We start from the raw sequence: 25,357 nt of genomic DNA, 5'->3' as shown, positions 1-25,357 counted from the left end.
GGGCTCCGTGTACTAGAATTGTAGCTTCTCCATAGCTTCGTCTAGTATTTGTTCTTTCACATTCCTGGACAGCTCATATGTGTCATGCTTCAAAGCGTAAGGGTTTACTTCTACCTTTTTTCCTGCCTCTGCCTCTTTTTGAACGAAGAGAGCTAATGAATCCACTGGATTCGATGATTCTTTCAGCAGTTGAGTCTTCAAGGTCTCCAGCAAGTGATGGTGGCTCATATCCTGGAACTGCAACAGCCCGTCTGTACACCTGCATTGCGATTCGTAATCTCCATAATGATTGACAACCTCCCAATCAGACCATTTCTCTTGAAGTTGTTGGGAGATGTTTGGGATTACATTTGCATGCCAAAATTCCAATCTTCTCCGTTCCATATCAATATGGAAGCCTCCGATCGGAAAATCATGGGACCATTCACTTAAAGATATACGTGGATACCCATAGGCTTTATCTATTCGATTTACCAAATCAGGTCCATATGGCAAATAATTATCGATCCCTCCCCATAATGGAAACAGTAGCATTTCGTTTGGAGAAAACTTTACGCTTGCCACTGTATCAACCCAGTCTTTCTCCTCCGGAGGAGCTAAGCTCGTATGAGCGCAATCGTTTTTACGATCCGTTAGCACTTTTTCCTTTGGGTAACCCACGTAGGCTGCCAGGTCTACAATACCTTCGTAAGCCCATTTGATTTCCCACCCCTCCCAAATGTATCCCATAAGTTTTACATAGAGATCTCTTAGCGGAATGTTGTAGCGTATATCTTCGCCCCCATAGAACATTACCTTTTTTTTATCTGCATCAAGAATGGCTCCGCCTTCAGCCCAAGCATCATTCAACCATCCAGACTCATCTACCTTCGTCTGCATTTCGATAAATTTGATAGCGTATTGTTCTCCCCAAAATATATTTTTTGGCAAGGTGTTTGCACACCAGTGGCTGTAATACAACTCGTATGAATGATTTCTCACAATGATCAGATTCGCTCGGTGTCCCATTGTACTCCTCCGTTCAATCGGCTTGACTTGGACTATTATTCCATTTTAAAGACAAAAACCCTTCCAATGGTTGGAAGGGGCTCGCACCGGTAGAACTTGTTATGAATCATTCCTGACGCATAGTAAACAACACAATTGAAGCGTCCTGTCCAATAAAATAGCCTGATTCTAGTAAAGATGTTTTCGTTTAGGTTTGGGCAATAGAACATCAAAATAGTAGCGCCACACTCCCCACATGACTTGTGTACGTAAATATTGGGAAATTACCTATATCTTTGGTCTGTGTGGTGAGACAAGGGAGAATCTAACCCTAAACCGTATCGTTGCCAGCGATGCGATCTCCCGCTCACCAATTTCACTACCATAAGCTGGTTCACGTCGCACCGGGGGAGTGAATTGTATTTTGCTTGAATCCTTCCAAGAAAACAGAAAGAACCTCCATTGTTTCATCCAAAGCTTTCGGCTGCGCGGATTCATTGGCAAGCCAGAGGGCCGCTTCATTCAAACCGCCCGAAATAAAATGGGTCAGGACATCGAGGGGAATCATTCGAAAATGTCCTTGTTTCTGCATGATAGCAAGCTGCTCTCTCAATAAACGCATGGAGTGGTTCTGGTCCATTTCCCTCCAGGTTTCCCAACCGAGAACCGCCGGACCGTCTACCAACATGATTCGCCTATTGCTCTCTTCAACAGCAGCCATAATGAATGCCCGGCAACCTAAGTAGAGCTGCTGCCATGGATCTTCGCTCGTCGAGGCTTCCGCTTCCACTCTCTTGGCAACTTCTCGTTGGACATCTTCCAATACGGCTCGAAACAATTCCTTCTTGCTGCGAAAATGATGATAAACCGCGCCTCGCGTTAGTTTCGCTTCATGGACAATCGATTCCAATACCGTATTCGCATAACCATACTCGGTAAAATGGGTTCTGGCGATTTCAATCAATTTACGTATCGTTTCCGTTGTCTCCGCTTTGCTTCTCCTCATGTTAAACAACTTCTCCATTCATCAGCACATATGCTCCCAAGATTACTACAGTTCCTTTATTATTGCCAACGCATCCGGATCTCCGGACTTCACTTGCGACCTTAATGCAAGGCGGACCACGCTCGGACCATGTTCCCACCCCCTGCACAGCTTATCGGCTATCCATGTTATAGTGACCCGTTTGTAATCCTTCGTCAAATCATTCACATGATTGGCCACAGACCGTCTGACATAGCCCAAACCGTCATTCAACAAAGGCTCAAGCAAGTCAAGATTTCGCAAGGGATCTCCGCCGAGTGCGTTCATCCGCTTCGCCCAAGGAAGACGAGGTCGAGTTTCTTCACTGACCAAACGACGCACATGAAAATTGGGATCGTACGACCAGGTTTTAAGTGTCTCCATACATTTCTCCGGATAGCAGTAGAGATAAGGGCGGATTGCATATTCCGCGGTATGGCGTTTTGTAATTTCATACAAGGCGTCCATTGAAATCTGGAAATGCTCACCCCATATGGTTCCACGAAATTGGCGACAGGCATCAGGAAGTAACCTTCAGTGAACATTCCCTGCTCACTCCCAATGTTGGCGGCCCCTTATTTCCAGATTTCTTCGACATATTGGCTGTTGAAATCACCTGTCGGAGGAATGACGGTTATGACATCGATCAAGACTCCGTTGGGGTCGGAAGTAATGAAATGCCGCTGTCCAAAATCCTCGCTTCGGATCTCAAGCTCGAGGGGAAGCTTGGCTCCCCGTATCAGACGTTCGTATTCGGCATCAACGTCGTCAACTTCAAAGTTAAGGATTAACCCTTTTACTTTCTTTCTATACTCGTCGGGAATGGTCGGATGAGCTGCGTCGAGAATTGCCAACTCGAATGGGATGTCATTGCCGGACATTTTCAAGCTTACATACCAATCCGCCTCGAAGACCTTCTCAAATCCAAAGTGTTCTATGTAAAATGCGGCCGTGGTTGCAACTTGCTCTGTTAGAACGACGGGATAAAAGCTGGATACTTTCATGATAAAACCCCTCTCGGTATGGTAAGCTCATTATACATACATACAGAATGTATGTAAATGAGTAATTCTGACTTCTGGATCGTCTCGTATTGTTGCACCCAGCAATTTCATCGACAATTTCGTTGTCTTGCTCGTCCTGCCAGGCAAACTACGTGTGGAACGAAGCATCCGATCTGCCCCTTCATCAACTCCACGAACTGCGAAAAAAAACACAGCCGAATTGGCTGCCTTATGTATACGTATGGTGGAGTTTAGAAATGTATCTCGTCAAACTTAACAGTACGTTTAAACTTGGTTGCTCATTCATGATGATCTTTCGTCAAGATGCGTTGAGTAGTATAATAGTCCTCGTTTGAAATACTGAAGTTTCTCATCATTTGTGGTCTCCAGCAAATTAGTCAAAACGATTTCCATTGCTTCCTTGTAACGTTCCGTATTGTACAGAACCATCGCGTACAAAACCTGGATCGCCCGGTTATGCGGAAACTCTTTCACACCTCGTCGCAGTACCTCCTCCGCTTGCTCGTAGTTTCCCAAATAGCGGCAGGTGCTGCCCAGACCGAGCAAGCATCTCTCCAGGTCCGGTCCCGAGAGTCCCAATTCAAGGGCACGTATATAGTACGGAACGGCCTGTGCCCCCAACCCGGAGTTGTCATGCGCCACTCCGGTCTGAAAGAGTATCTCCGCGTCATCGGGGTATGCTGCCGCCAACTCTAAAAGAAGTGTTCTGGCTTCCTGCAGAATCACCTGGTCTTGCTTGGCCCGCCCTTCTTCCCGCAGGCGAATGGCTTCTGCTAAACGATCTCTTGTCATCGTTTACCTCCTGTTCTGCTCAGCCCATAATGCCTCTTTTTTATAGTGGGGAATATATATTTTTTAGTTTACAGCAATATCCCTCCGCACTAACAGCGAGCAACACTCCACATGCCCCGTATGCGGAAACATATCCACCGGCTGCACTTCCTTCACCTCATACAACTCCGCCAGCACCTTCAAATCCCTCGCCAGCGTCGACGGATTGCAGGACACATACACTACACGCTCCGGCTTCATCTCCAGGATCGTCGTCAGCAGCGCCTCGTCACAGCCCTTGCGCGGCGGGTCGACCACGATCACATCCGGGCGGATGCCCTGCTCCTTCCAGGCCGGGATGACAGCCTCGGCTGGTCCGGTCTCAAACGTCACATTTTCAATCCCGTTCAGCTCGGCATTGCGATTCGCGTCGGCAATCGCCTCTGGCACGATCTCCACCCCGTACACATGGCGGGACTTCTGCGCCAGAAAGAGCGATATCGTCCCGATCCCGCAGTAGGCGTCGATCACGGTCTCTGTTCCCGTAGCCCCGGCATACTCCAGCGTCTTGTTGTACAAAACCTCGGTCTGCACCGGATTCACCTGATAAAACGAGCGGGCAGAGATAGCGAACTTGATCGGACCGATATAGTCGTAGATGACCTCGCTTCCCCACAGCGTAACCGTCTTGTCCCCGAAAATGACATTGGTCCTGGCCGGGTTGATGTTTTGCACGATGCTTTTCACATCGGAAAGCTGCTCACGGATGGACGCGACCAGCTTTTCCTTTTGCGGGATAAATTCCTCCGTCGTCACCAGGACGACCATGACCTCGCCTGTGCGAGCGCCGACCTTGACGACCACGTGACGCAAAAGTCCGGTATGGTTCACTTCGTCGTATGGCTTGATCTGCAGCCTTGCTGCGAGCTTCTTAACGGCTGCTACCGCTTCGTCGTTGGCGGGATGCTGGATCATGCACTCGTCCATATCGATGATCTCATGGGAGCGCTCTGCGTAAAAGCCGCCGACCAAAGCCCCGTTCTGCTCGCCGATCGGGACCTGTGCCTTGTTGCGGTATCTCCACGGATCGCTCATACCCAGTGTCGGATGAACCGTCACAGCACCCTCCCCTTCTACGGAGAAGCCGCCGATGCGGCGCAGGTTGTCCTTGACGATCTGCTGCTTATGGACGAGCTGCTCCTCGTAGGCGAGATGCTGCAGCGAACATCCGCCGCAGCGGTCGTACACCGGACAGGGCGGGAGAGCCCGGCTCGGACTCTTCTCCACCACTTCCAGCAGCTCGGCAAAACCGAAATTCTTTTTGACGTGATTGACCTGGACGCGAACCCGTTCTCCCACCAGTGCTCCCGGCACAAACAAGGTGTACCCTTCCACCCGTCCGACACCGGCTCCTTCGTGGCTCAATCCGGTAATGTCCACGTCTACGATTTGCCCCAATTGCACGGGCAATCCCGCTAGCTGCTTGGGTTGCTTTGGCCGCGCTGGCTGTTTTGCCTGATTTCGTTGCTCTGCAGGATTGTGCTGGTTCCTCTGGTTTTGCTGCTTCGCATCGCTTTGCTGTTTCGGCTGCTTTAGCCTCCCCTGCTCTATTTGCCTTGGCTGCTTCGGCTGTTTCGCCTTGGCTGCCGCCTGTTTTCCACGCTGATCCTTTGCTGTCTTAGCCACAAATCTTTTCTCCTTTTAGAAAACGGAAGCGGCGCCATTTCGCTGCATGACGCCCCGTCATTTTTGCACGTTTGACCCACATGCCTGTTACTGCTTCATTATTGCTAGTTCACTGTTCATTTTTCTCTGTTCACTATTCACTTTTCCTTGTTCACTGTTCATATTCTCTTCTTCCCTGACATTTCCGCTACGGCACAAACAACTCCAAATGCCCCGGCAGCGCCTTGATCTCGCAAGGAAGCTGTCCTCCGAGCTCGCCGTCCATGTTGAGCTGCACCGTTTGCCCTCCCGGCGTGGTCGCTTTCAGGTAGTCGGTCTGAAAATACAGGATGGACGGGTCTTTCAGGTGTTCCCCTCGCATAGCCTGCGTCGCCAGACGGATAAACTCGGCGATGTTCGTTTTCTTCACGACGATGAGGTCGAGCTTGCCGTCGCTGAGATTGGCGTTTGGCGCCAGGCGGTCGAAGCCGCCGAACGAATGGCTGTTGGCGATCAAAAAGACCATGATCTCTTCGTCGATGAGGACTTCATTTTTCGTCTCCAGCCGCACGTGAATCGGGTGCAGAAAAGGCAGTTTTTCCAGCCCTTTGACGTAATAGGCGAGCTGGCCCATGACGGTTTTCAGCTTGCTCGGCACTTCATACGTCAGGTTGGTCAATGATCCCCCGCCGGCAATATTGATAAAATAACGGTTATTGATCCGTCCGATGTCGACTTTTTTCTTTTTTCCAGAAGCGATGATGCGGCATGCTCTGCCAACAGAGCGGGGGATGCCGAGGGCTCGGGCGAGATCGTTGCTGGTGCCGCACGGGATGATCCCGAGGGCAGGGCGAGTCTTTTTCTCGGCCATGCCGTTGACGACCTCGTAAATGGTACCGTCTCCGCCTGCAGCGATGATGACGTCAAAACCGCGGGAAACGGCACGAGCAGCTTCCTCGGTGGCATCGCCTTCTCCTTTTGTCGCGTGGCACGACGTCTCATATCCAGCCGATTCCAGCAGATCCAGTATCTCCGGAAGACGGCGGCGAATGATTTCCCGCCCGGAGCTGGGATTGTATATCAATCTGGCTCGTTTCAACGCATTCCCTTCTTCCTGTCACGCTCTTGGTATTCTCTCTACTCATCATATCCTGTATAGCCATTTTTGGGAATCGCTATGCTGCTGGCGGCATGATAAGATAGGAAAAGATAACCTTCGGGTATGAATGGAGGAGCTTGATGTGAATACGGTCATCGTAGGCGTCGACATCGGTGGCACTGCAATCAAAATGGCTTTGCTGAACATGGACGGGATTATGCTGGTCAAAACACAGGAGCCTACGCCGGTAGCAGAAGGCGAAGACGGAATCGTCCAAAAAGTAGCCGATATGATGGATCATTTGCTGCAAGGCCAAGGGTTGCATAGAGAGCACGTGGCAGGAATTGGCGTCGGGGTGCCTGGCACTGTAGACGGAAAAAACGGAATCGTCCGGGAAGCGGTCAACCTGAACTGGCGCAGCCCTGTTCGACTGCGCGACAAATTGGCCGCCTGTACAGGACTGCTGGTAGCTGTAGAGAACGATGCCAACACCGCCACTTTGGGCGAAATGTGGCAAGGCTCCGGCCAAGGCGCTCAAGACCTGGTGATGATTACGCTCGGAACAGGTGTGGGCGGCGGCGTCATTTGCAATGGCCAGATCGTCGAAGGCATCAACGGCATTGCCGGAGAGATCGGCCACATCTCGATGGCACCGGAGGGCGGTCCGCTCTGCAACTGCGGAAAAACGGGCTGTCTGGAGACCTACACGTCAGCTACTGCTTTCATACGCGCTGGACGAGAAGCGGCTGAAAACGGAACAAGCCCTTATCTGGCCGAGCTGCTTTCCCGCAACGGAGAGGTCAAGGCTAAAGACGTTCTTGATGCCGCCAGGGCAGGAGATAAAGGGGCGCTTGCCATCGTTGACCGGGCGGGACTTTATCTCGGGCTGGCATTGTCCCATTTGGCGATTCTGCTGAACCCGGCCAAGCTGATTATTGGCGGAGGGGTTGCGGCTGCGGGCGACTTTCTCTTTGCCCGCGTTCGCGAGTCGTTCTGCCGCTTTGTGCCGTTCCCATATGTCGTGGAGGCGACGGAGATTCTTCCCGCGACCTTGGGCAATGACGCCGGTGTGATTGGCGCGGCTTGGCTGATCCGTTCCCGTACGTAACTGTTCCCGGGAACGAAAAAAGGACGCTTCGAGGGCTTCTGTTCTCCCGGCGTCCTTTGCATACATAGGAAGCTAGTCCTTCCCTTTACGACTGTCTTCTTTCTTGCCTCCGTCGTTGTTTGGCCCGCGATACTTGGCACTTAACAATGAATAATGAACAATGAATGATGAATAGAAAAAAAGGAGAGTTCTCCCATGCCGATCCGTTCACAAGCAAAAACAAAAACGCCAAAATTGCCGCTGACCGAGGCAGAACGAACCCAACTGCGCCGCGCCAAGCTGCTGCTGACAGAGGTCGGTTCACAGCATCCCGAGCACTTGTCGGCTCAGCTCGGCACTTCTTTTGAACGAGCAAGGGAGCTGATCGCTCTCGCCGCCTTCCAGTCCGTTCCCTCCATTGGCCCGAAACTGGCCGAGGATTTGGTGCTGCTCGGCTACTACAGCCTAAGCGAGCTGCACGGTCTAAAAGGCGCCGACCTCATCGACGCCTTGGAGGGCAAATACGGCTGCCAGATCGATCCGTGCGTCGAGGACCAGCTCCGCTGTGTCATCCACCATGCGGAAAATCCCGGAAGCGATAAACAGTGGTGGGATTTTACCGGGGAGCGAAAAGCATACCGGGAGCAGCACGGCTATCCGCCGAACCGTCCCAAGCCCCGGTAGATGCCGATACACTGAATGCCCCGGCCAGCCCCTAACCCCGGCAAACGCCGATAGACCGAACTGGCCCGTCACTAGCCTCGGCAAACACCGATAAACCGAACTGGCCAGCCCCTAGCCCCGGCAAACACCTTTAAACTGCCTCTGGCCCACCTCTAGCCCCTCGCAAACACCGATAAACGGACCATACCACTCCTAGGGAGCAGGGGAAATCTGTTAAACAAAATTCGTACAAGGCCTTTTCTCCAGCTAACCAATATCCCCCAGCCAATCACGTAATCTGTTTTGCATCTGCTTCCTCCGTCTGCTGGCCTGCCTGCCTGTTTTGGCTGCGCACGATCAGAACGGCTCCGAGGAGAACCGCAAACCCGCCCAGCATCTGCAGCCACCCCAGTCTCTCCCCGAACAGCAGTGCCGAAAAACCGATTGTCACCACGGGCTCAAGCGTGCTGAGCACGGACGCCCGCGTAGAGCCGATGAGCTGAATTCCGCGAAACAGGCAGCCCATCGCGAGGATCGTGGAAAAGAGAACGATGCCCCCCAATGCGAGCCACCCCTGACCGCTGAAATCCAATGCCGGCTCCCCGTCCTTGAGCGCCAGCCCAAAGGTAGAGATGGCCGCAAACAACGACACATAGGCGCTCGTTACATATGGAGAAAGACCTGTCACGACGCGGTTGCCGACGATGAAGTAGACGGAGTACAGTACTGCCGCAGCCAGAGCCAGTCCGACTCCGAGCGGCTGAATGCCGTCAAATGAAAGGCCGAGAACCAGAACAAGTCCCGCAAGCGATAAAGCCATGGCACCGATCGTCTGCTTTCGCAGCGCTTCTTTATTGACGAAATAGTTCAAGACCGCCACATAGACGGGAAAGGTGTACAAAAGCAGGGCCGCCATAGAGGCCGGAATGTACTGCACTGACGAGAAAAAACTCAGTGACTGCAGCGTGTACAAGACTCCTCCCAGGCAAAACAGGGCCAATCCCTGCTGCCTGCTAATCCTGAGCGGCTCCCGCTTTACCGCCATCCAGACAAAAAACAGCAGCGCCGCCAGCAAAAAGCGCAGGAACAACAGGGTAGACACCGACGCCCCTGCCTCGTAGGCGTAGATCGCAAAGATGGACATGACGCCAAATCCTGCTGCGGACGCAAATACGTAGAGCACTCCTGCATAGAGCGCGTTCATTTTCTGTCACCAGCTTTCTGCGTATTGATCCAGCTTGTGAAAAATATCCGAGCGATGTCGCCCGTCATTTTGCCTTTCTGAGCGTTTCACCTCTCCCGGCCTACGCTGGGGCACTGCATAGCGGCGTTGGCCGAACAGCCTGCCTATCCTTTAATCACTGCACCCTCCCGGCGGAAGAGGCGGGCGGACAAGGCCAGAATGCCAGCCACATACAACAGCGAGGTCCCTAATCCGACGATCACGTGCCAAGGGTCAATCGCTCCGTAAAAGACCTCTTTGCACAACGCAACACCGCTGAAAACGGGAAGTACGTAATACCACTCGGGGATGTCCACGGGATTGAGCGGCATCATCATGTAGGAGGGGATCATGGCCAGAACGACCACACCAGTCATATAGGTCTGTCCTTCTTTAAACGATTTGGCTATCGTGCTCAAAGTCAGCTCCAGACCGGCAAACATCGCCGCCAGCAAGAGAATGGTTCCCGCCAAAACCACGAGCGAGCCAGGCTCCAAAAAGCTGAAGGAAAACGCCGCTTCCGCTTTGGTCAGCGGGCCCATCCGAAACACAAACGAGAGGGAAAGCAGCGATGCTGTCGCGCTGATACAGCTCATGACCATGACCGCGAGAAGCTTCGCTGTCAGCAGTTGATTCGCCGCGATGGGAGCAGTCAACAGCGCCTCGAGTGTCCCGCGTTCCTTTTCTCCCGCCACCAGGTCTGTAGCAGCAGCGATTCCGCCAGAGGCCAGCGACAGCACCAGCATCAAGGGGATGATCCCGGCCAGCATGCCGCCCGCCTGACGGTCCTTGGACGCCGTATTGTCATATACGGTCTCGATCGGCTTGATCGCCTGCTCGGACAAGCCCGCCTGGCGCAACCGCTTGGCCACAATCTCGGAGCTGTATTTTTTTACCGCTTCTTCAATGATGGAACGGGCGTACACTGATTTTTGGTTGGTGGAATCGTAAGCGACCGCCAGCTTTACGGGCTTCCCCGCTTTTACCTGCTGATCGAAGCCGTCCGGGATGGAGATGATGGCCCGCAGCTTGCCCTGCTGCAAGTCCGCTTCCGGATTCGGCGAGTTCAACAGTTTCACACCAGGAGTCTGTTTCAGGTAGTCGACAAGCACAGACTGACCGCTGATCGAAATCGGTACGTAGGAGCGTGCTTCCTTTTCAACGTTGTTGTAAGACGTGCCCAATAAAAAAAAGACAAAAGGAATAACTACCATGGGTATGACAAATGTGCCAATCAAGGTTTTGCGGTCGCGAAGAAGATCGGTCAGCTCTTTGCGGAAAACGGTCCAGACGATGTTCGTTCCCACTACCGCCCCCCTCCTTCTACCATGGTCATGAAGATATCGTCCAGATCATTCATCTTCACCTGGTCACGGAGGGCGTCAATCGTCCCCGCATAGCTCAGCCTGCCCTTGTGCATAATGGCGATCCGATTGCACAGCCTCTCGATTTCCCCCATGTTGTGACTGGAAAACAGAATGGTCTTGCCCTCCTCCTGCAAATGGGCCACCATCCGGCGAAACATGTTGGCGGCAGTCACATCAAGGCCGGTCGTCGGCTCATCCAGCAAAATGACATCCGGATCGTGCACCAGCGTGCGGGCAATGGCTACCTTTTGCCTCATCCCGCGTGAAAAGCCGCCCACCCGGCGATCCATAAACTCGCTCATATGCAGCATTTCGCCCAACTGTTCGACCCGCTTTTCGAGGGCATCGTCGGCCAAGCCGTACAGCTTGCCAAAATAAGCAATGTTTTCCCGAGCCGTAAGCCTGCTGTAAAGGCCCACATCTCCGCCAAACAATATCCCGATGCGGCGGCGGACCTCCACCGGCTCGCTCAGAACTGAGTAACCGCGAATCCGGATATCACCTGACGTCGGTCGGAGGATGGTAGCCATCATCCTCATCGTCGTCGTTTTGCCCGCTCCGTTTTCTCCGAGCAGCCCGTACACTTCTCCCTTTTCCACGAAAAAGGAGACGTCATCGACCGCTGTAAGGTGTCCAAACCGCTTGCTTACCCGGTCTACTTCGATCACCTGTATTCCTCCCGCCCTTTTTGGTCAAGGTTCAAAAAGAAAGATCTCGCTCCCGAAAGAGGAGATCCTGCTCTTATAGTCTACCCATATCCAAACAAAATCAGAATCTTGCAAACACTTTCATTTCTCCTCCCTAAGCGAGGGAGAGAACCGGGTATTTCTCCTTCCATTTGCTTAGCGAGAAGCCGGAGAACAGCTTCAAAAACGCTTCTGTATCATTGATGTAATGGCGGTTTTCCCTGGCCTCGCCGTGGTGCTCCAGATAGAGGATGGCCACCAGTCGGTTGACCGGCACCCCTTCGGCTTCCTGGTCGTAGATGCCTTTTTCCGCCAACACTTTTTCAAAATAACGCACATACGTGACTGTTATGCTTTTTTGCTGGCCGTCTTTTTCATAGCTGGCCATCGAACGCTCAAAGGTATCGGCAGGCGATCCGCCCTTGCTCGGCGGCACGCTTTCTCCCGCCACAGACAGGATTTTCATGCTTTAGAAACCTCCTCCACGCAATCTACTTTCCATTATAGGGGAGCACTTCCATTCTTACAAACGAAACAATCTCACCCGTACAGTCTCTTGGCCGGGTCTGTTTCGTCGCCGTTCAGGCGCTTTTGAAAGGTCTTGCGCCAGTTTTCGGACAGCTCCGCCACTGCCAGGATTCGTTCGGCCGCTTCCCGGTTATTCTTGTCCCGATGCATGATATGGTTTGCCTCCGCCACGGTGATGCCCGCCGGATGGCGTTCGATCAACGTGATCTCGCTGGCCGGAGATACGTTTCCTTCTTGCAGTACACGAAAATAAAAGCCGGTATATCCCGTCTCCTGGACCCACAAGGCCAGCTGTGGCAAATCGTAGCGCTTTGCCAGCTTGTGACAGGGCTGTCGCGGCTGGGTTACTTGCACAATCGCTTCGCCAAGCTGGTAGGTATCTCCGATGCACACGTTCGTTTCCAGCATGCCTGCAACCGTCAAATTTTCTCCGAAAGCGGCGTATGGCAGCTTGCGGTTCAAGCGTTCCTCCCAGTATGCATAATGCTCATGAGCGTATACACAGACCGCCTTTTCCGGTCCGCCGTGGTGGACGAGATCAGCCTGTCCGTCTCCCGTCAGGTTTACAGCCGAGAGGAAGAGTGTCTCCGCTGCCGGCTGTTTAAACATTCCCGTCAAAACCTCTTTGCCTTGGTAAAAAAAGCGCTCCGGCTTTCCTACATTGAGCGAAACAAGCTTGATTGGACCATGACTCATCGAGCCATACCTCCCTGTTTCATCCTGTGATGAATTCCTATACAATCATGTCAGAACTGAAAGTTTCTGTAAATGACAAAACACGCACGATTTTGTTCATTATTTTTGATAGAACGCAGTCATTTTGTCAGAAACTCTTCTTTCGAGGAGTCTATGTCGTAGGTCAACTTACTTGCGAGGTGTTTGTTTTGCAAAAGGAGCTTTTCCAATCCGAAATGATTGAGGCGCGGGAGGAACAGGAAGATTCGGCTTTGGTCGAAAAAGCCCGCAATGGGGACAGGGAAGCCTTCGGTGAGCTTGTCAGAAGGCATCGGGCCAAGGTGTACGGGTATGCCCGCTCGTTTACAAAGGAGCCGTTTTTGGCGGAGGACATCGTCCAGGATGCGCTCATCCGGGCGTTCCTCCATCTCGGCACACTGGTCGACAGCCGCCGGTTTTTGCCCTGGCTGCACCGGATCGTCCGCAATCAGGCATACACCCGTCTGAAGGCGGCGCCTCAAGCCAAGGAGCAGGTATTTTCTTCCTGGCATTCACCTGCTGAGGAGGAGGGAGAAACGGACTGGCAAAGCCTCGACAGCATCCTTTACCGGTTGGGCCGGCAGCATGCCCAGTCGCTCCGCGAGCAAACGGCTGCTCCAGAGGAGACCTTGATGCGTCGGGAGCTGCTGGAGACGATCATGCACATGCTCCGGTGCTTGAATCCAAAGGAGCGGCGAATCTTCGAGTCCCATTTCTTCGACCATCTCTCCCCACAGGAGATTGCCGGAGTATTTGGCATGTCGCAGGCCAATGTCTACCAGATTCTGTCCCGCTCACGGAAAAAGCTCTTGCGGGAAAAAATTCGTCTCGCTGTTGACCAATACGTACTCAATCGAAAGGATGAGGGACTCATGAATAAGGTCACGTTGAAAAAGCCCGAAGCATTCTCGCAGCGCGTATGGACGACTGCTGCAGCAGCGATGTATGGACTGACGGAATACACGGAAAAACGCTTTTCCCTGCCCATGGTGATGGGACTTACCGGGCACGCTTTTCGGATCAATGTCGTTCCCGGCGAGATTCACATTGCCGGACCAACCATGTTCGACTTTGACAATGTGCTGTCGGAAGGAATGCGGAATCTCGGCTTTGAGGTAAAAGTCGTTCAACAGCATACGCAAATGGCCCCCGGTCCTAATGCCAATCAGGCGGACCCATCCTTGTTGACGGCGGCGGCGCGTGAAAAAAGAAAGCTTCCCGAGGTATTGCCTGTAGCTCTTTCGCTCATCCACGACGCCATCGACCGGGGACATGCCGTGCTTTCCTGGGATTTGTTCATACCCGAATTCGGCCTGATCTACGGCTATGACACCGAGACCCGCCAATTTCAGGCGGGAGACAACTGCGGGCATGATAAGCCCATTGCCTACGACCATCTCGGACGCGGTCTGGTTGAAGAACTGTTTGTGCTGGCCATCGACAAGCAGTTGGACATCGACCAAAAGACGATGCTGGCAAACGCACTCAGAACGATCCTGCATCACTATCGTCAAGAGACGAGCGGGCCTGCCTGCGCTCACGGATTGGCCGCCTACGATGCTTGGCGGGAAGCGTACCTGCAAAAAGGCATCGAGCCAAACGGCAACGCCTACACGACCGCTGTGGTCGGAGACGCTCGCCGTCACGCTTCGCTTTTCTGGAAGGAAATCGCGGAAACCTGGACCGACGCCCAGTTTGACAAGATTCGCCCGCTAGTAAAGGACGCCGGTGAGCTTTACACCCAAATCGCGGATGAATACGCCACTCTTGCCCATAGGTTCCCGTTTCCAACCGGAGGCAACCCCAATGATCCCGATGAGTCCCGGGAAGCCGTACAGGTGCTGGATAGGATCAAAAAGCTGGAGGAACAGGCTGTCGCTGTGCTAGAGCAAATGCAAGAGAAGCTTTCGGTGTAAGGCGAACGCCAGATAGCCACGCAGCAAGTCATACGCATATGCAAAAAAATTTGCACAGCAGATCAAATACGAAATGGCTCTAGCTGCAAGTTAAAGGATTTAGCCGTAAGTTAAAGGCTTTAGCCGCAAGTCAAAAGCTTTGGCCGTTGGCCCAAATGAAAGAAGGCCCGCATTGCCGTATCTTTGGCAAAGCGGGCTTTCGTGTTGCGATTTTTTGCTTCTGCTACATATTTTTCAGTGCTTCTACAAGCAGCTTGTTCACCATGGGCGGGTTGGCTTTTCCGCGGGTTTGCTTCATCACCTGTCCGACGAAGAAAGCGACTGCTTTGTCGTTTCCTGCCTTGTAGTCGGCCACGGCTTGCGGGTTGTTGTTCACCACTTCTTGTACGATGGCGAGCAGAGCGCCCTCGTCGCTGATCTGGACGAGACCCTTTTCCTCGACGATTTGCTTTGGCTCTTTGCCTGTCTCGACCATTTCCTTGAAAACGGTTTTGGCAATCTTGGAGGAGATCGTGCCGTTTTCGATCAGCTTGATCATTTCGCCCAAGCCGTGCGGCGTGATTTTTACATCAGCCAACGTCAGGTTGCCAGCATTCAAATAACCGAGCAGCTCGACCATCAGCCAGTTGGCTGCCGCTTTAGGATCAGCCCCTGTCTTGACGGTTTCGTCGAAGAAGTCGGCCGTATCCTTGGACATCGTAATCACGCCGGCATCGCTTTGCGGCAAGCCGTACTCGTTGACATAGCGGGCCTGGCGGGCGTCAGGAAGCTCGGGAATCGTAGCCCGGACCGCCTCGATCCACTCCTCGGAGATTTGCATCCGCACCAGATCCGGGTCCGGAAAATAGCGGTAGTCGTGCGCTTCTTCCTTGGACCGCATGCTTATCGTTTTTTTGTTGGCCTCGTCCCAGCGGCGTGTCTCCTGCACGATTTTTCCGCCGGAGGTCACCACCTCTTTTTGCCGCTCGACTTCATATTCCAATGCCACCTGTACGTTGCGGAACGAGTTCATGTTCTTCAGCTCGGTTTTGGTACCGAACTCCGCTTGGCCTGCCGGACGGATCGATACGTTGGCATCGCAGCGCAGCGAGCCTTGCTCCATTCGGACATCGGATACCTCGGTGTACTGGATGATCGCTTTCAGCTTTTCCAGGTACGCGCGAGCCTCTTCAGGCGAGCGGAGGTCCGGCTCGGAAACGATCTCGATCAGCGGCACGCCCACACGGTTGAAGTCGACCAGGGATTCGCCGCCGAAATCGCTGTGCGTCAGCTTGCCCGCATCTTCCTCAAGATGGAGGCGGGTAATGCCGATCCGCTTTGTCACCCCGTTGACCTCAATATCAATCCAGCCGTTATAGCCGATCGGCTGGTCGTACTGCGAGATCTGGTACGCTTTTGGCGAGTCCGGATAAAAGTAGTTTTTCCGGTCAAATTTTGTCTCTCTGGAGATTTCGCAGTTGAGCGCAAGCGCCGCCTTCATCGCGAACTCCACCGCCTGCCTGTTGGTCACAGGCAAAACGCCCGGATGTCCGAGGCAGATCGGGCATACATGTGTATTTGGCGGCGCGCCGAACTCGGTCGGGCAGCCGCAAAAGATTTTGCTATTCGTCGAAAGCTCGGCGTGAACCTCAAGGCCGATGACGGTTTCAAACTGGCTCATGACTCTTACCCCCTCACCCATTCCGGCTTGCGCTGGTAAAATCCAGCCGTTTGCTCATAGGCATGAGCGACGCGCAATACCGTGGATTCGTCAAACGCCTTCCCGACGATCTGCATGCCGATCGGCATTCCGTTTTGCGCAAATCCGCACGGAACGCTGATGGCTGGCAAGCCCGCCAGGTTGACCGGAACGGTGCAAATATCCTCCAGGTACATCTTCACCGGATCGTCGACGTTTTGGCCGATCTTGAAAGCCGTGGTCGGCGTGGTCGGATGCAAAATGACGTCGTAATGGGCAAAGACATCGTTGAAATCCTGGATGATCAGCGTACGTACCTGCTGTGCCTTTTTGTAGTACGCATCGTAGTAGCCGGACGACAGCGCGTACGTGCCGAGCATGATGCGGCGTTTTACTTCCGGTCCGAAGCCTTGGCTGCGGGATTCCTTGTACATTTCAATCAGGTTCTCGGCGTTGTCCGCACGTACGCCGTAGCGCACCCCGTCAAAACGGGCCAGGTTGGAGGATGCCTCCGAGGACGAGAGCAGGTAGTAAGCCGGTACCGCGTATTCCGTATGTGGCATCGACACCTCGCTCCAGGTGGCGCCCATGCTCTCCAGCTGCTTCAAAGCGGCCAGCACGGCATCGCGCACCTCGCTGTCGATTCCTTCGCCGATCAGCTCTTTCGGAACGCCGATCCGCAGCCCTTTGACATCGCCGGTCAAAGCAGACAGGTAGTCGGGAACGTCTACCTTGGCGGACGTGGAGTCGTACTCGTCGTGTCCGGCAATCGCCTGCAATACGTAAGCGGAATCCTCCACGTTTTTCGTGATCGGACCGATCTGGTCAAGCGACGAGGCAAACGCCACCAGACCAAAACGGGAGACGCGGCCGTATGTCGGCTTCAATCCGACGACTCCGCAAAAAGCTGCCGGCTGGCGGATCGAGCCGCCCGTGTCGGAGCCGAGCGTAAAGAAGAAGTGGCGGGAAGCCATCGCAGCTGCAGAGCCGCCGCTGGAGCCACCTGGCACGTATTCGGTATTCCACGGGTTTTTGGTCGGGTAAAACCCGGAGTTTTCATTGGAGCCGCCCATGGCAAACTCGTCCATGTTCAGCTTGGCGACGATCAGCGCATCGGCGTCCTTCAGCTTCTTGGAGACGGTCGCATCGTAGATCGGATCGTAATTGCTCAAAAATTTGCTGGCGCAGGTCGTACGCAGACCGCGGGTTACGATGTTGTCTTTCAAACCGACAGGCAAACCGTACAGCAGCCCCATCTCTTCGCCTGATCCTGCCAGACGCTCGTCCAATGCCTTTGCTTGGGAAAGAGCGCCTTCCTCGTCCACATGCAGGACCGATTTGATTTCGCCGTCGTGCTCCTTGATGCTGGCGATGGACGCTTGCACCAGTTCAGCAACGGACAGCTCCTTTGAGCGCAGTGCGCTATGTATTTCCGACAATCGCTTGTCAAACAGCGACACGTGGGTGTCCTCCCTTCAGGTGATAACCGTTTCGTCTATTCAAACACAGCCGGTACTTTAAACTGGCCTTCCTCATGCTCTGGGGCGTTTTTCAACGCTTCTTCATTGGAAATGCTTGGACGATTGACATCTTCGCGCATGACGTTTTTCACGTCTGTTGCATGACTGGTCGGGACGACGTTTGACGTGTCCAGCTCATTCAGCTTGGCTGCGAATTGCAGAATCGAGTTCAAATCCTTGGTATACCGCTCCGCTTCTTCTTCTGTAAGGTTCAGGCGGGCGAGATTGGCTACGTGCTCTACTTCCTTGCGGCTGATCGCACTCATGGTTCCACCTCCGAATCTATCACATAATTTTGATCTTACTTGAAAAGAGCGGGTGCAGTCAATTTTCGGGGGGATTTCTTCCTTTGGTGATATGTGGGTCGGGCTTTTCGTATAACGCTGGTCGGGTTTTACGTTTTGCGTAGACCGGTTCTTTGCGTGATGTTATCGGGCTTCGGTTGTGACGTTGGTCGAGCTATAGTGCAGGAGATGAAACAGCTGATTGGTTTCATTCGATCTCGATGAAAGAAAGCATATTCAAAGCGGATACAATCTCTAAAGCCTTTAGAAGTCGAACAACGTTACATTATGATTTGCGTGCCGATACTCCTTGTTAAGGATCACCGGCCTGGCCAGTAGCCGAAGATATTAAAATTTTTGACACGTGACTGCAGGATAGTTGAGGCTCGTGCGGAATGTAAAGGAAAACAGTTTGCTTACAACCCGTTTGCCGCCTCGCAGTACGCTGATATTCATTCAGACAACCCAAGCAAAGCTGCCTGCGGATCGTTCAGTGTCCCTGCCTTCTTACGGGCTGATTTTCAGAATAGCAATCGAAAAGAAATCTCGTTTGCGGCTTTCGGTTATAGTAGGTGTAGGCAGATTGTTCTTCATCTATTACGGAAGGCATTATTACACTTTCCATATAAAGGAGGCTTTTTTCATGGCAAATGTGAATCCGGCAACGATAACAGTAGAAGCGGTCGTTCATTCCCCCGTGGAATTGGTGTGGGAGTATTGGACAGACCCGAAGCATATCACGCAATGGAATGCGGCTTCGGATGACTGGCACACGCCATATGCCGAGAATGATCTAAAGGTCGGCGGCAAGTTTGTTTCGAGAATGGAAGCGAAAGACGGCAGTATTGGATTTGATTTCAGCGGGGTATACGACGAAGTGAGCATAAATGAGCGTATAGCCTATACGATCGCCGACGGCAGAAAAGTGCAGATCTCCTTTATTCGCCAAGGTAACGACACGTTAATCATCGAATCGTTCGATGCGGAAGAAACCCACACAATCGAGATGCAGCAAGCCGGCTGGCAAGCGATTTTAGACAATTTCAAAAAGTATGCGGAGTCGGTCGAAAAGTAAATAGGGACGTTTTAGTCATAGAAGCGCGCATGCCATCATTGGCATGCGCTTTGCATTGCATATTTTGTGGAACCAAAAAGGCCTTTGCAAGCGCAAATTGCTTGCTTGGGCCCTCTGGTTGTCGGTTAACGTTTACGCCTGGTTATTCGCTTGGTTTCAGTTGTGCCAGCTTTTGGCCCATGAGAACCGGGCTGCCGATCTTTACGTCGTCGGCCCATTCCAGTTGTCTGGATTCAAACAGCAGGATGACGGTGGAGCCGAATTCGAACCAGCCGAGCTCGTCTCCCTTTTGGTAGTGTGGGGTTCCGGGGATGTCCTCGCTGGTTTTGCAGCCGCGTTTGACGTTGGTCGTCGCTTTGTTGTACATGACCTTGACGCTGCCGACAAAAAGGGCGCCGACCTTGACGACGGCTACTCGCCCCAGCTCGCTTGTTTGGACGTGAGTGACGAGGCGCTCATTGCGGGCGAACAGCTTGTCGACGTGCTCAATGCCGAGCTGATTGACTGGGTAGAGTCGGCCCGGCACGTACGTGTAACGGATGAGGTCTCCTTCCACCGGCATGTGAATCCGATGGTAATCGCGCGGGCTTAAATAAATGGTAATAAACTTGCCGCCGTAAAAGCGCTTGGCCGCCTCCGGCGTATCTCCGAGCAGATCAGCCAGACTGTACTGTTTTCCTTTTGCCTGGATCAAGGTACCTTCGTGAATATCTCCCATCTGTGAAACCGTACCGTCGACGGGACTGGCTACTACGTCGTCGCCAGGAGCAATCGTCCGGACTCCGGGCTTCAGCCTGCGCGCAAAAAATTCTTTTAACGATCTGTATTCACGTATCGGCTTTTCAACGATCGAGGGGTCGATATCGTAATGTCGTATATAGTGGCGGATCGCCAACCGGCTGAAACGCGAAGCGGTAATTTTGCCCATGGTCCGCGACATGACGTTCTGCGGCAGCCGATGAATGAGTCCGGGAAGGATTTTCTTGTTCATAAGCATCCCCTTGTTCTTTCCGTTCAAAATCTATCCATACTGTACCATCTCGGGGTACCGCCAGTAAAGCCCACTCCGACTATGGCCTCATCATTTTCTTGTCCTTCATTTGCTATACTAAGATGGAAATACAGCATGACTTACAGGAGAGACAATCATGACAAAGCGCGATATTGAGAACCTCATCCATCAATACGGCGATGTATTATCCTGCTTTTTTCAATATATGTCCGATATGGTTTTTCTTATGTCGGTAGAAGAGGGAACCCGTTTTCGCTACGTCCTGATGAACCCTCCTGCCATGCAGGCCGCCCGGCTGACAGAAGAAGCCTACGGCAGGCTGATCGAAGAAGTGTATTCCGACGAAAAAGCAGCCAATTTGAACAGCATGTATCGGGAGGCAGTGGCAAGCGGCAAACCGACACATTATACGACTTACGACGAAATCATTGGCGAGTCCGTTCTCACCCCGATCTATAACAGTGAGGGTGTCTGTACCCATGTGTTTGCTGTGACCCGGGATATTACAGAGCGCAAGCAGTTGGAGACCCAGCTTGAATTCATGGCGTACCATGATGTTTTGACTGGCCTTCCCAATCGCCGCCTTTTGCTGGATCGGATGCAGCAGGCGATGTCTCAGGCGACCCGAAAAGGCAATCAGCTCGCCGTCCTCTACCTGGACTGCGACTACTTTAAAGAAATCAACGATACCTGGGGACATGACGTGGGAGATGAGTTTCTTCGCGTACTCGCCAAACGGCTCACCTCGTGTGTACGGGATGTGGATACTGTTGCCAGGCTGGGCGGGGATGAATTCGTCCTTTTGCTCACCTCTTTGGATACGGCCGAGGAGGCAGCCAAAGTGGCCAGCCGCGTACTGGAGGCGTTGAAAAAGCCTTTTCTGATTCAGCAGCATCGTTTTCACTTGACGATGAGCATCGGCATTGCCCTTTTTCCAAATGACGGCCCAGATTCCTCCCAGCTCCTCCGCCACGCAGACAAAGCCCTTTACCGAGCCAAGGAAGCCGGACGCAACCAATTTTGTTTTTACTCTGCTCCTACGGAATAATCCAGAAGAACAACAGCAGCGAAAGCGCAGAAAAGATAAAGCTCACCACATACAGGACGACAACCGTTTGTTTGGCGGACAAGCCAAGCGACATCAAACGATGGTGCACATGCCGACGGTCGGCCTGGTACATCGGCGACCCTGCCAATGCTCGGCTGATCATCACTTGGACGGTATCAACGACCGGCAGTCCCAATGCGAGGACCGTCACGACCAGTGTGATCAGAGTCGCTCCCTTCATCGCACCCTCCAGAGAAATCAGAGCCAGGGCATATCCGAGAAACATCGAGCCCATATCCCCCATGAACATTTGTGCAGGAAAAAAGTTGAATCGCAAAAAGGCAAGCGCGGCACCTGCCAGAACGACGGCAATCAAAGCTGTAAGGCCCTGTCCTTTAACATATGCGAGAAAAAACAGCGTGATCGCGGAAAAGACCGTCGCTCCGGAAGCCAGACCGTCAACGCCATCCAGGAAGTTGACCATGTTGATCAAGCCCGTAATCCAGATCACTGTTGCCAGACAGGAGAGCCAGACGGGAAACAGATAATAGTCACCCGTGTCACCGCCCAGCCACGGAAAGGATATGCCGCGAAAACGGATATCGCAGACGAAAGCCAGCAAACCTACCAATACCTGTACCAACAGCTTGGGCAGAGCAGGGAATTCCTTTCTACGCGCCTTATACGCGTCATCGGCCCAGCCGACCGCCATCAGGAGCAAGCTGCCAATGATCAAAACTGCCACCAATTTTTGCAGTCCTGCAAAAAAAATGGTCACCACTGCGACTCCGACGAACATCGCCAGTCCCCCGGACAACGGCATTGGCCGGGTATGACCTTTCCGTCCCTGGGGAATATCGAGCAGCTTTGTCTTCCATGCTATGGCTCTGGCTGCAGGCATCAGCAGCCAAACCAGAAAAAACACCGCTACCCCCGGGACCAAATAAGATAGCATGCCTTTCACCCACCTAGACCATTTTTGCTTAGTGTGAACAAAAACGGGATGAAATAGCGATGCAAATCGCGATTGGGTCACAGGCGCAACATAAAAAAGCTGCCCGTAAAACAGGCAGCTTTTTGTAAAGCAGAACGAACTACAGTTTTTCGGAAACAAGCTTTGCTTGCGTGAACAGCAGCAGGTAATCCGGGCCGCCAGCTTTGGAATCCGTACCGGACATGTTGAAACCGCCGAACGGATGCACGCCCACCAGTGCGCCTGTACATTTGCGGTTGAAGTACAGGTTCCCTACGTGGAATTCGCTGCGTGCCTTCTCCAGATGTGCACGGTTGCGGCTGAACACGGAGCCGGTCAGGCCGTATTCGGTGTTGTTGCCGATTTCCAGCGCATGATCAAAGTCTTTTGCTTTGCAGAAGGCCACGACTGGTCCGAAGATCTCTTCTTGCATGATGCGGGCTTGCGGCTCTACATCAGCAAATACGGTCGGCATGATATAGTAGCCGTTTTCTGGCCCTTTCTCTCCGCCTGCCATCAGCTTGCCTTCTTTTTTCCCGATCTCGATGTACTCGAGAATTTTGTTGTACGCCTTTTCATCCACAACCGGACCGGTGTAGAAATCAGGGTTTACCACATCGCCGACAGTCAGCTGCTTGGTCAGCTCAACCACCCGGTTCAGGACCTTGTCGTACACGTCCTGGTGAACGATGGCACGGGAGCAAGCAGAGCATTTTTGGCCGGAGAAACCGAATGCGGAAGCAACGATTGCTTGAGCAGCCGCTTCCAGATCGCAGTCATTGTCTACGATGATGGAGTCTTTTCCGCCCATTTCCGCTACGAGACGCTTCATCCATTTTTGACCCGGACGGTGTTTCGCAGCCAGTTCATTGATGCGCAGACCGACGTCACGGGAGCCTGTGAAGCTGATAAAGCGGGTTTGCGTATGTTCAACCAAATAGTCGCCGATTTCGCCGCCGGAGCCTGGTACGAAGTTGACAACCCCTGCAGGTACGCCTGCGTCTTCCAGGATCTCCATGAATTTCGCAGCAATTACCGGAGTGGTGGACGCCGGCTTCAGCACGACAGTATTTCCCGCTACCAGAGCTGCAGTCGTCATCCCTACCATGATCGCGAGCGGGAAGTTCCAAGGCGGAATGACAATCCCTACGCCAAGCGGCACGTAATACAGCTCGTTGTCTTCATCCGGGATGCGGGTCAGCGGATGGCGCTCGGCGAGCTTATCCATTTGACGGCCGTAGTACTCCATAAAGTCGATTGCTTCAGCCGTGTCGGCATCTGCTTCCGCCCAGCTTTTGCCTGCCTCTTTTACCAGCCAAGCAGAGAATTCATGCTTGCGGCGACGAAGGATGGCAGCCGCTTTGTACAGATAGCGGGAACGCGCTTGCGGCGGTACAGCCTTCCAGGTTTCAAATGTCTGAGCGGCAGTCTGGATTGCTTTTTCAGCCAGGGCTTGGTCAGCCTGGGATACTACGCCGATTACTTGCTCTTTATTGGAAGGGTTGATGGAGCGGGATTTCTTTTCGGTTTTGATGCGCTCTCCGCCGATGATGATGTCGTATTCACGGCCCAGCTCGCTCTCTACCTTTGCGAGCGCCTCTTGAAATGCCTTTTTATTTTCCGGCAAGCTAAAATTGGTAAACGGTTCATTTTTGAATTCGACTTGCATCTGGAAAACCTCCTTATCATTCTTCCATTCTTGTCATCCAAATTTATATGCAAGGATCATACCAATTTGGCTGGATTCTTTTCGCCGTGTTAGTGTTTGCATTTTTCTCGAAAAACAACAGGGTTTCTTATGTATCGGGTTATGAACATTCGTGTCCAAATCACTGAACACTTCTAAACAAATGTGTTCATATCATCTGTCATTCTACGCGAAAAAACGCCCTCTCCGTTCCGAATGAAAAGGAAAGGGCGTTTTTGCTCTTTGTTATTTTCTGTAAATATGCATGTATGGTTCCCCGCTGGTTGGCCGAACATACAAGGCCAGCGGCTGATTAATCGTCTGAACATACAGATTGACGTGGACGTTCTTGTCAAAGGTCTGTTCAATTGCGGAAGCTGCAAATTGCGTAAATTGCAGGACTTGCGTCCGGGAATCGTACTCAGCCGTAGCCGTAATCGTCAACTCGGTGAGTCTGCCGCCCATAAAACGGCCGATTCCGGTCATTCCGATATACTCTTTGAAGTAAGACTGCGTTTGACGCTTCAGCTTGTCGTACTGCAGGGCTTGCTGGGGATATGCTTTTTCGGCGTCGCTGCTCGGGAACAGGTAGAATTCTTCGTCAATGGGCTGCCATTTTCCGATTGAAGACTCACCTGCATTCACCGTACCGGACATGATGAACTTGCCCGGAATCAGCGTGGAATTTGGCTCTGGCACCTGGAACAAAGCGATTACAATCGGGACTTCTGTAGAGTTGGCTCGAACACTCTGTACGATTTTTGACGCCAACTGCTGTCCCTTTGCCCGCAGTTCGTCCGTCGTATAGGTTTTCTCCTGCCCCGTCGCATCCTGGTAAACCGGGGACAGGGAGAGTCCGAGTACCATTCCGGCCAGTTGCTGCTTGTCCTTGCTCAGATAATCGTGCTCAAGCACGTGAACAAGGCTGCTGGTTTTCCCCTTGCCGTTGGGACCCCCGGCCTTTTCTTGCGCGATCCAGTCCCTTACCTGATCTTTTGTGATGAACTGGCCTTCCTGGAACAAATAATCGGACGTAGGGAAGGTATCGCGCGCAATCTCCATCAGTCCGAGCTCCAGGTGGCTGAAGTCGATCCGATAAATCGTGCTGGCCAGTATTCCGCGCGTTTGGTTTGGTTGGTAGGGCGGAATGCTGCCGTAATAATCCTCCGAAACTTCCACAACAGGGGAAAGCGAAGGGCTTGCGGGCTGCGATTCCTCTTGACCTTTTCCTCCTGGCAGAAGCGAGCAGCCTGCAGCCGTCATGGCCAAAATCAACGTCAGCGGCAACATGTACATCCATCGTTTTGCTTTCATCCATCCAAACTC

23 protein-coding genes are annotated in these 25,357 nt (G+C 52.8%); 5 read left to right on the top strand and 18 right to left on the bottom strand.

Going from position 1 to position 25,357, the window contains the following annotated elements:
* Window positions 1-12: 12 nt before the first annotated feature.
* From NSQ24_RS04470 to NSQ24_RS04445, 6 genes are all read right to left on the bottom strand, one after another.
* Window positions 13-1,008, bottom strand: coding sequence for a hypothetical protein (locus NSQ24_RS04470; RefSeq protein WP_243014492.1), 996 nt, complete (start codon window positions 1,006-1,008; stop codon window positions 13-15).
* Window positions 1,009-1,381: 373 nt separating this feature from the next.
* Window positions 1,382-1,993: a TetR/AcrR family transcriptional regulator gene (locus tag NSQ24_RS04465; protein WP_003389369.1), complete on the bottom strand. Its 612-nt coding sequence runs from the start codon at window positions 1,991-1,993 to the stop codon at window positions 1,382-1,384.
* A gap of 593 nt (window positions 1,994-2,586) precedes the next feature.
* Entirely contained in the window at window positions 2,587-3,015 is a 429-nt protein-coding gene (locus tag NSQ24_RS04460) for a VOC family protein (protein ID WP_003389374.1), read from the bottom strand.
* Window positions 3,016-3,318: 303 nt separating this feature from the next.
* Entirely contained in the window at window positions 3,319-3,828 is a 510-nt protein-coding gene (locus NSQ24_RS04455) for a tetratricopeptide repeat protein (RefSeq protein ID WP_003389375.1), read from the bottom strand.
* A gap of 63 nt (window positions 3,829-3,891) precedes the next feature.
* Window positions 3,892-5,277 carry a 23S rRNA (uracil(1939)-C(5))-methyltransferase RlmD gene (rlmD, locus tag NSQ24_RS04450; RefSeq protein ID WP_339168011.1) on the bottom strand — a complete coding sequence of 462 codons (1,386 nt, stop codon included), beginning with the start codon at window positions 5,275-5,277 and terminating at the stop codon, window positions 3,892-3,894.
* A 403-nt stretch (window positions 5,278-5,680) separates the two neighbouring features.
* Window positions 5,681-6,571 carry a diacylglycerol kinase gene (locus NSQ24_RS04445; RefSeq protein WP_003389377.1) on the bottom strand — a complete coding sequence of 297 codons (891 nt, stop codon included), beginning with the start codon at window positions 6,569-6,571 and terminating at the stop codon, window positions 5,681-5,683.
* 142 nt (window positions 6,572-6,713) lie between these two features.
* On the opposite strand from NSQ24_RS04445, the gene NSQ24_RS04440 reads away from it, so the two are divergent.
* Together NSQ24_RS04440 and NSQ24_RS04435 are read left to right on the top strand one after the other, a co-directional pair.
* Entirely contained in the window at window positions 6,714-7,679 is a 966-nt protein-coding gene (locus NSQ24_RS04440; protein WP_024983571.1) for an ROK family glucokinase, read from the top strand.
* A 195-nt stretch (window positions 7,680-7,874) separates the two neighbouring features.
* Window positions 7,875-8,342: a helix-hairpin-helix domain-containing protein gene (locus tag NSQ24_RS04435; RefSeq protein WP_251255302.1), complete on the top strand. Its 468-nt coding sequence runs from the start codon at window positions 7,875-7,877 to the stop codon at window positions 8,340-8,342.
* A gap of 268 nt (window positions 8,343-8,610) precedes the next feature.
* Here the strand turns inward: NSQ24_RS04435 and NSQ24_RS04430 are convergent, their stop codons facing one another.
* The 5 genes from NSQ24_RS04430 to NSQ24_RS04410 all read right to left on the bottom strand — a co-directional run bounded on the left by NSQ24_RS04430 (window position 8,611) and on the right by NSQ24_RS04410 (window position 12,820).
* On the bottom strand, window positions 8,611-9,525 hold the full coding sequence (locus NSQ24_RS04430) for a DMT family transporter (protein ID WP_024983569.1): 915 nt from the start codon (window positions 9,523-9,525) through the stop codon (window positions 8,611-8,613).
* Window positions 9,526-9,668: 143 nt separating this feature from the next.
* Window positions 9,669-10,850, bottom strand: coding sequence for an ABC transporter permease (locus tag NSQ24_RS04425; protein ID WP_003389382.1), 1,182 nt, complete (start codon window positions 10,848-10,850; stop codon window positions 9,669-9,671).
* Window positions 10,850-11,578: an ATP-binding cassette domain-containing protein gene (locus NSQ24_RS04420; RefSeq protein ID WP_003389384.1), complete on the bottom strand. Its 729-nt coding sequence runs from the start codon at window positions 11,576-11,578 to the stop codon at window positions 10,850-10,852. The genes NSQ24_RS04425 and NSQ24_RS04420 overlap by 1 nt, the downstream gene beginning before the upstream one ends.
* Window positions 11,579-11,711: 133 nt before the next feature.
* Window positions 11,712-12,062 carry a hypothetical protein gene (locus NSQ24_RS04415; RefSeq protein WP_003389386.1) on the bottom strand — a complete coding sequence of 117 codons (351 nt, stop codon included), beginning with the start codon at window positions 12,060-12,062 and terminating at the stop codon, window positions 11,712-11,714.
* Window positions 12,063-12,136: 74 nt separating this feature from the next.
* Window positions 12,137-12,820: an MOSC domain-containing protein gene (locus tag NSQ24_RS04410; RefSeq protein WP_003389388.1), complete on the bottom strand. Its 684-nt coding sequence runs from the start codon at window positions 12,818-12,820 to the stop codon at window positions 12,137-12,139.
* A 215-nt stretch (window positions 12,821-13,035) separates the two neighbouring features.
* Here NSQ24_RS04410 and NSQ24_RS04405 point away from each other — a divergent pair, with 215 nt between their 5' ends.
* Complete coding sequence (locus NSQ24_RS04405) at window positions 13,036-14,754, top strand: RNA polymerase sigma factor (RefSeq protein WP_251237520.1); 1,719 nt, start codon at window positions 13,036-13,038, stop codon at window positions 14,752-14,754.
* A gap of 223 nt (window positions 14,755-14,977) precedes the next feature.
* Here the strand turns inward: NSQ24_RS04405 and gatB are convergent, their stop codons facing one another.
* Genes gatB through gatC form a run of 3 tightly spaced genes read right to left on the bottom strand, consistent with a single transcriptional unit; the run spans window position 14,978 to window position 18,218 of the window.
* Window positions 14,978-16,414 carry an Asp-tRNA(Asn)/Glu-tRNA(Gln) amidotransferase subunit GatB gene (gatB, locus tag NSQ24_RS04400; protein ID WP_003389391.1) on the bottom strand — a complete coding sequence of 479 codons (1,437 nt, stop codon included), beginning with the start codon at window positions 16,412-16,414 and terminating at the stop codon, window positions 14,978-14,980.
* A 5-nt stretch (window positions 16,415-16,419) separates the two neighbouring features.
* Complete coding sequence (gene gatA / locus NSQ24_RS04395) at window positions 16,420-17,892, bottom strand: Asp-tRNA(Asn)/Glu-tRNA(Gln) amidotransferase subunit GatA (protein ID WP_024983566.1); 1,473 nt, start codon at window positions 17,890-17,892, stop codon at window positions 16,420-16,422.
* Between the two features lie 35 nt (window positions 17,893-17,927).
* Window positions 17,928-18,218, bottom strand: a complete 291-nt coding sequence (gatC, locus tag NSQ24_RS04390; RefSeq protein WP_003389393.1) for an Asp-tRNA(Asn)/Glu-tRNA(Gln) amidotransferase subunit GatC — start codon at window positions 18,216-18,218, stop codon at window positions 17,928-17,930.
* Between the two features lie 661 nt (window positions 18,219-18,879).
* Between gatC and NSQ24_RS04385 the strand changes: the two genes are divergently transcribed.
* On the top strand, window positions 18,880-19,311 hold the full coding sequence (locus NSQ24_RS04385; RefSeq protein WP_339167309.1) for an SRPBCC family protein: 432 nt from the start codon (window positions 18,880-18,882) through the stop codon (window positions 19,309-19,311).
* Window positions 19,312-19,453: 142 nt separating this feature from the next.
* Here the strand turns inward: NSQ24_RS04385 and asd are convergent, their stop codons facing one another.
* Window positions 19,454-20,302 (bottom strand): archaetidylserine decarboxylase, encoded by an 849-nt coding sequence (gene asd / locus NSQ24_RS04380; RefSeq protein ID WP_243014205.1) that lies wholly within the window; start codon window positions 20,300-20,302, stop codon window positions 19,454-19,456.
* 157 nt (window positions 20,303-20,459) lie between these two features.
* Here asd and NSQ24_RS04375 point away from each other — a divergent pair, with 157 nt between their 5' ends.
* A complete protein-coding gene (locus NSQ24_RS04375) occupies window positions 20,460-21,371 on the top strand; it encodes a sensor domain-containing diguanylate cyclase (RefSeq protein ID WP_003389397.1) in 912 nt (303 codons plus the stop codon).
* Here the strand turns inward: NSQ24_RS04375 and NSQ24_RS04370 are convergent.
* The 3 genes from NSQ24_RS04370 to NSQ24_RS04360 all read right to left on the bottom strand — a co-directional run bounded on the left by NSQ24_RS04370 (window position 21,361) and on the right by NSQ24_RS04360 (window position 25,345).
* A complete protein-coding gene (locus tag NSQ24_RS04370; RefSeq protein ID WP_003389398.1) occupies window positions 21,361-22,326 on the bottom strand; it encodes an MraY family glycosyltransferase in 966 nt (321 codons plus the stop codon). The genes NSQ24_RS04375 and NSQ24_RS04370 overlap by 11 nt on opposite strands.
* Window positions 22,327-22,465: 139 nt before the next feature.
* Window positions 22,466-24,013, bottom strand: a complete 1,548-nt coding sequence (gene pruA, locus NSQ24_RS04365) for an L-glutamate gamma-semialdehyde dehydrogenase (protein WP_003389399.1) — start codon at window positions 24,011-24,013, stop codon at window positions 22,466-22,468.
* A gap of 264 nt (window positions 24,014-24,277) precedes the next feature.
* Entirely contained in the window at window positions 24,278-25,345 is a 1,068-nt protein-coding gene (locus NSQ24_RS04360; RefSeq protein ID WP_003389400.1) for a CamS family sex pheromone protein, read from the bottom strand.
* Window positions 25,346-25,357 lie beyond the last annotated feature (12 nt).

This window comes from Brevibacillus sp. FSL L8-0520 (genome assembly GCF_037963895.1).
GTDB lineage: Bacteria > Bacillota > Bacilli > Brevibacillales > Brevibacillaceae > Brevibacillus > Brevibacillus borstelensis.
This window is presented reverse-complemented; position numbering and strand designations above follow the sequence as displayed.

What these genes read in the sequence shown, in the direction of transcription:
- NSQ24_RS04470 (WP_243014492.1), bottom strand. Translation starts at nt 1,008, where the DNA reads ATGGGACACCGAGCGAATCTGATCATTGTGAGAAATCATTCATACGAG.
- NSQ24_RS04465 (WP_003389369.1), bottom strand. Translation starts at nt 1,993, where the DNA reads ATGAGGAGAAGCAAAGCGGAGACAACGGAAACGATACGTAAATTGATT.
- NSQ24_RS04460 (WP_003389374.1), bottom strand. Translation starts at nt 3,015, where the DNA reads ATGAAAGTATCCAGCTTTTATCCCGTCGTTCTAACAGAGCAAGTTGCA.
- NSQ24_RS04455 (WP_003389375.1), bottom strand. Translation starts at nt 3,828, where the DNA reads ATGACAAGAGATCGTTTAGCAGAAGCCATTCGCCTGCGGGAAGAAGGG.
- NSQ24_RS04435 (WP_251255302.1), top strand. Translation starts at nt 7,875, where the DNA reads ATGCCGATCCGTTCACAAGCAAAAACAAAAACGCCAAAATTGCCGCTG.
- NSQ24_RS04430 (WP_024983569.1), bottom strand. Translation starts at nt 9,525, where the DNA reads ATGAACGCGCTCTATGCAGGAGTGCTCTACGTATTTGCGTCCGCAGCA.
- NSQ24_RS04415 (WP_003389386.1), bottom strand. Translation starts at nt 12,062, where the DNA reads ATGAAAATCCTGTCTGTGGCGGGAGAAAGCGTGCCGCCGAGCAAGGGC.
- NSQ24_RS04410 (WP_003389388.1), bottom strand. Translation starts at nt 12,820, where the DNA reads ATGAGTCATGGTCCAATCAAGCTTGTTTCGCTCAATGTAGGAAAGCCG.
- NSQ24_RS04405 (WP_251237520.1), top strand. Translation starts at nt 13,036, where the DNA reads ATGATTGAGGCGCGGGAGGAACAGGAAGATTCGGCTTTGGTCGAAAAA.
- gatB (WP_003389391.1), bottom strand. Translation starts at nt 16,414, where the DNA reads ATGAGCCAGTTTGAAACCGTCATCGGCCTTGAGGTTCACGCCGAGCTT.
- gatC (WP_003389393.1), bottom strand. Translation starts at nt 18,218, where the DNA reads ATGAGTGCGATCAGCCGCAAGGAAGTAGAGCACGTAGCCAATCTCGCC.
- NSQ24_RS04385 (WP_339167309.1), top strand. Translation starts at nt 18,880, where the DNA reads ATGGCAAATGTGAATCCGGCAACGATAACAGTAGAAGCGGTCGTTCAT.
- asd (WP_243014205.1), bottom strand. Translation starts at nt 20,302, where the DNA reads ATGAACAAGAAAATCCTTCCCGGACTCATTCATCGGCTGCCGCAGAAC.
- NSQ24_RS04375 (WP_003389397.1), top strand. Translation starts at nt 20,460, where the DNA reads ATGACAAAGCGCGATATTGAGAACCTCATCCATCAATACGGCGATGTA.
- NSQ24_RS04370 (WP_003389398.1), bottom strand. Translation starts at nt 22,326, where the DNA reads ATGCTATCTTATTTGGTCCCGGGGGTAGCGGTGTTTTTTCTGGTTTGG.
- pruA (WP_003389399.1), bottom strand. Translation starts at nt 24,013, where the DNA reads ATGCAAGTCGAATTCAAAAATGAACCGTTTACCAATTTTAGCTTGCCG.
- NSQ24_RS04360 (WP_003389400.1), bottom strand. Translation starts at nt 25,345, where the DNA reads ATGAAAGCAAAACGATGGATGTACATGTTGCCGCTGACGTTGATTTTG.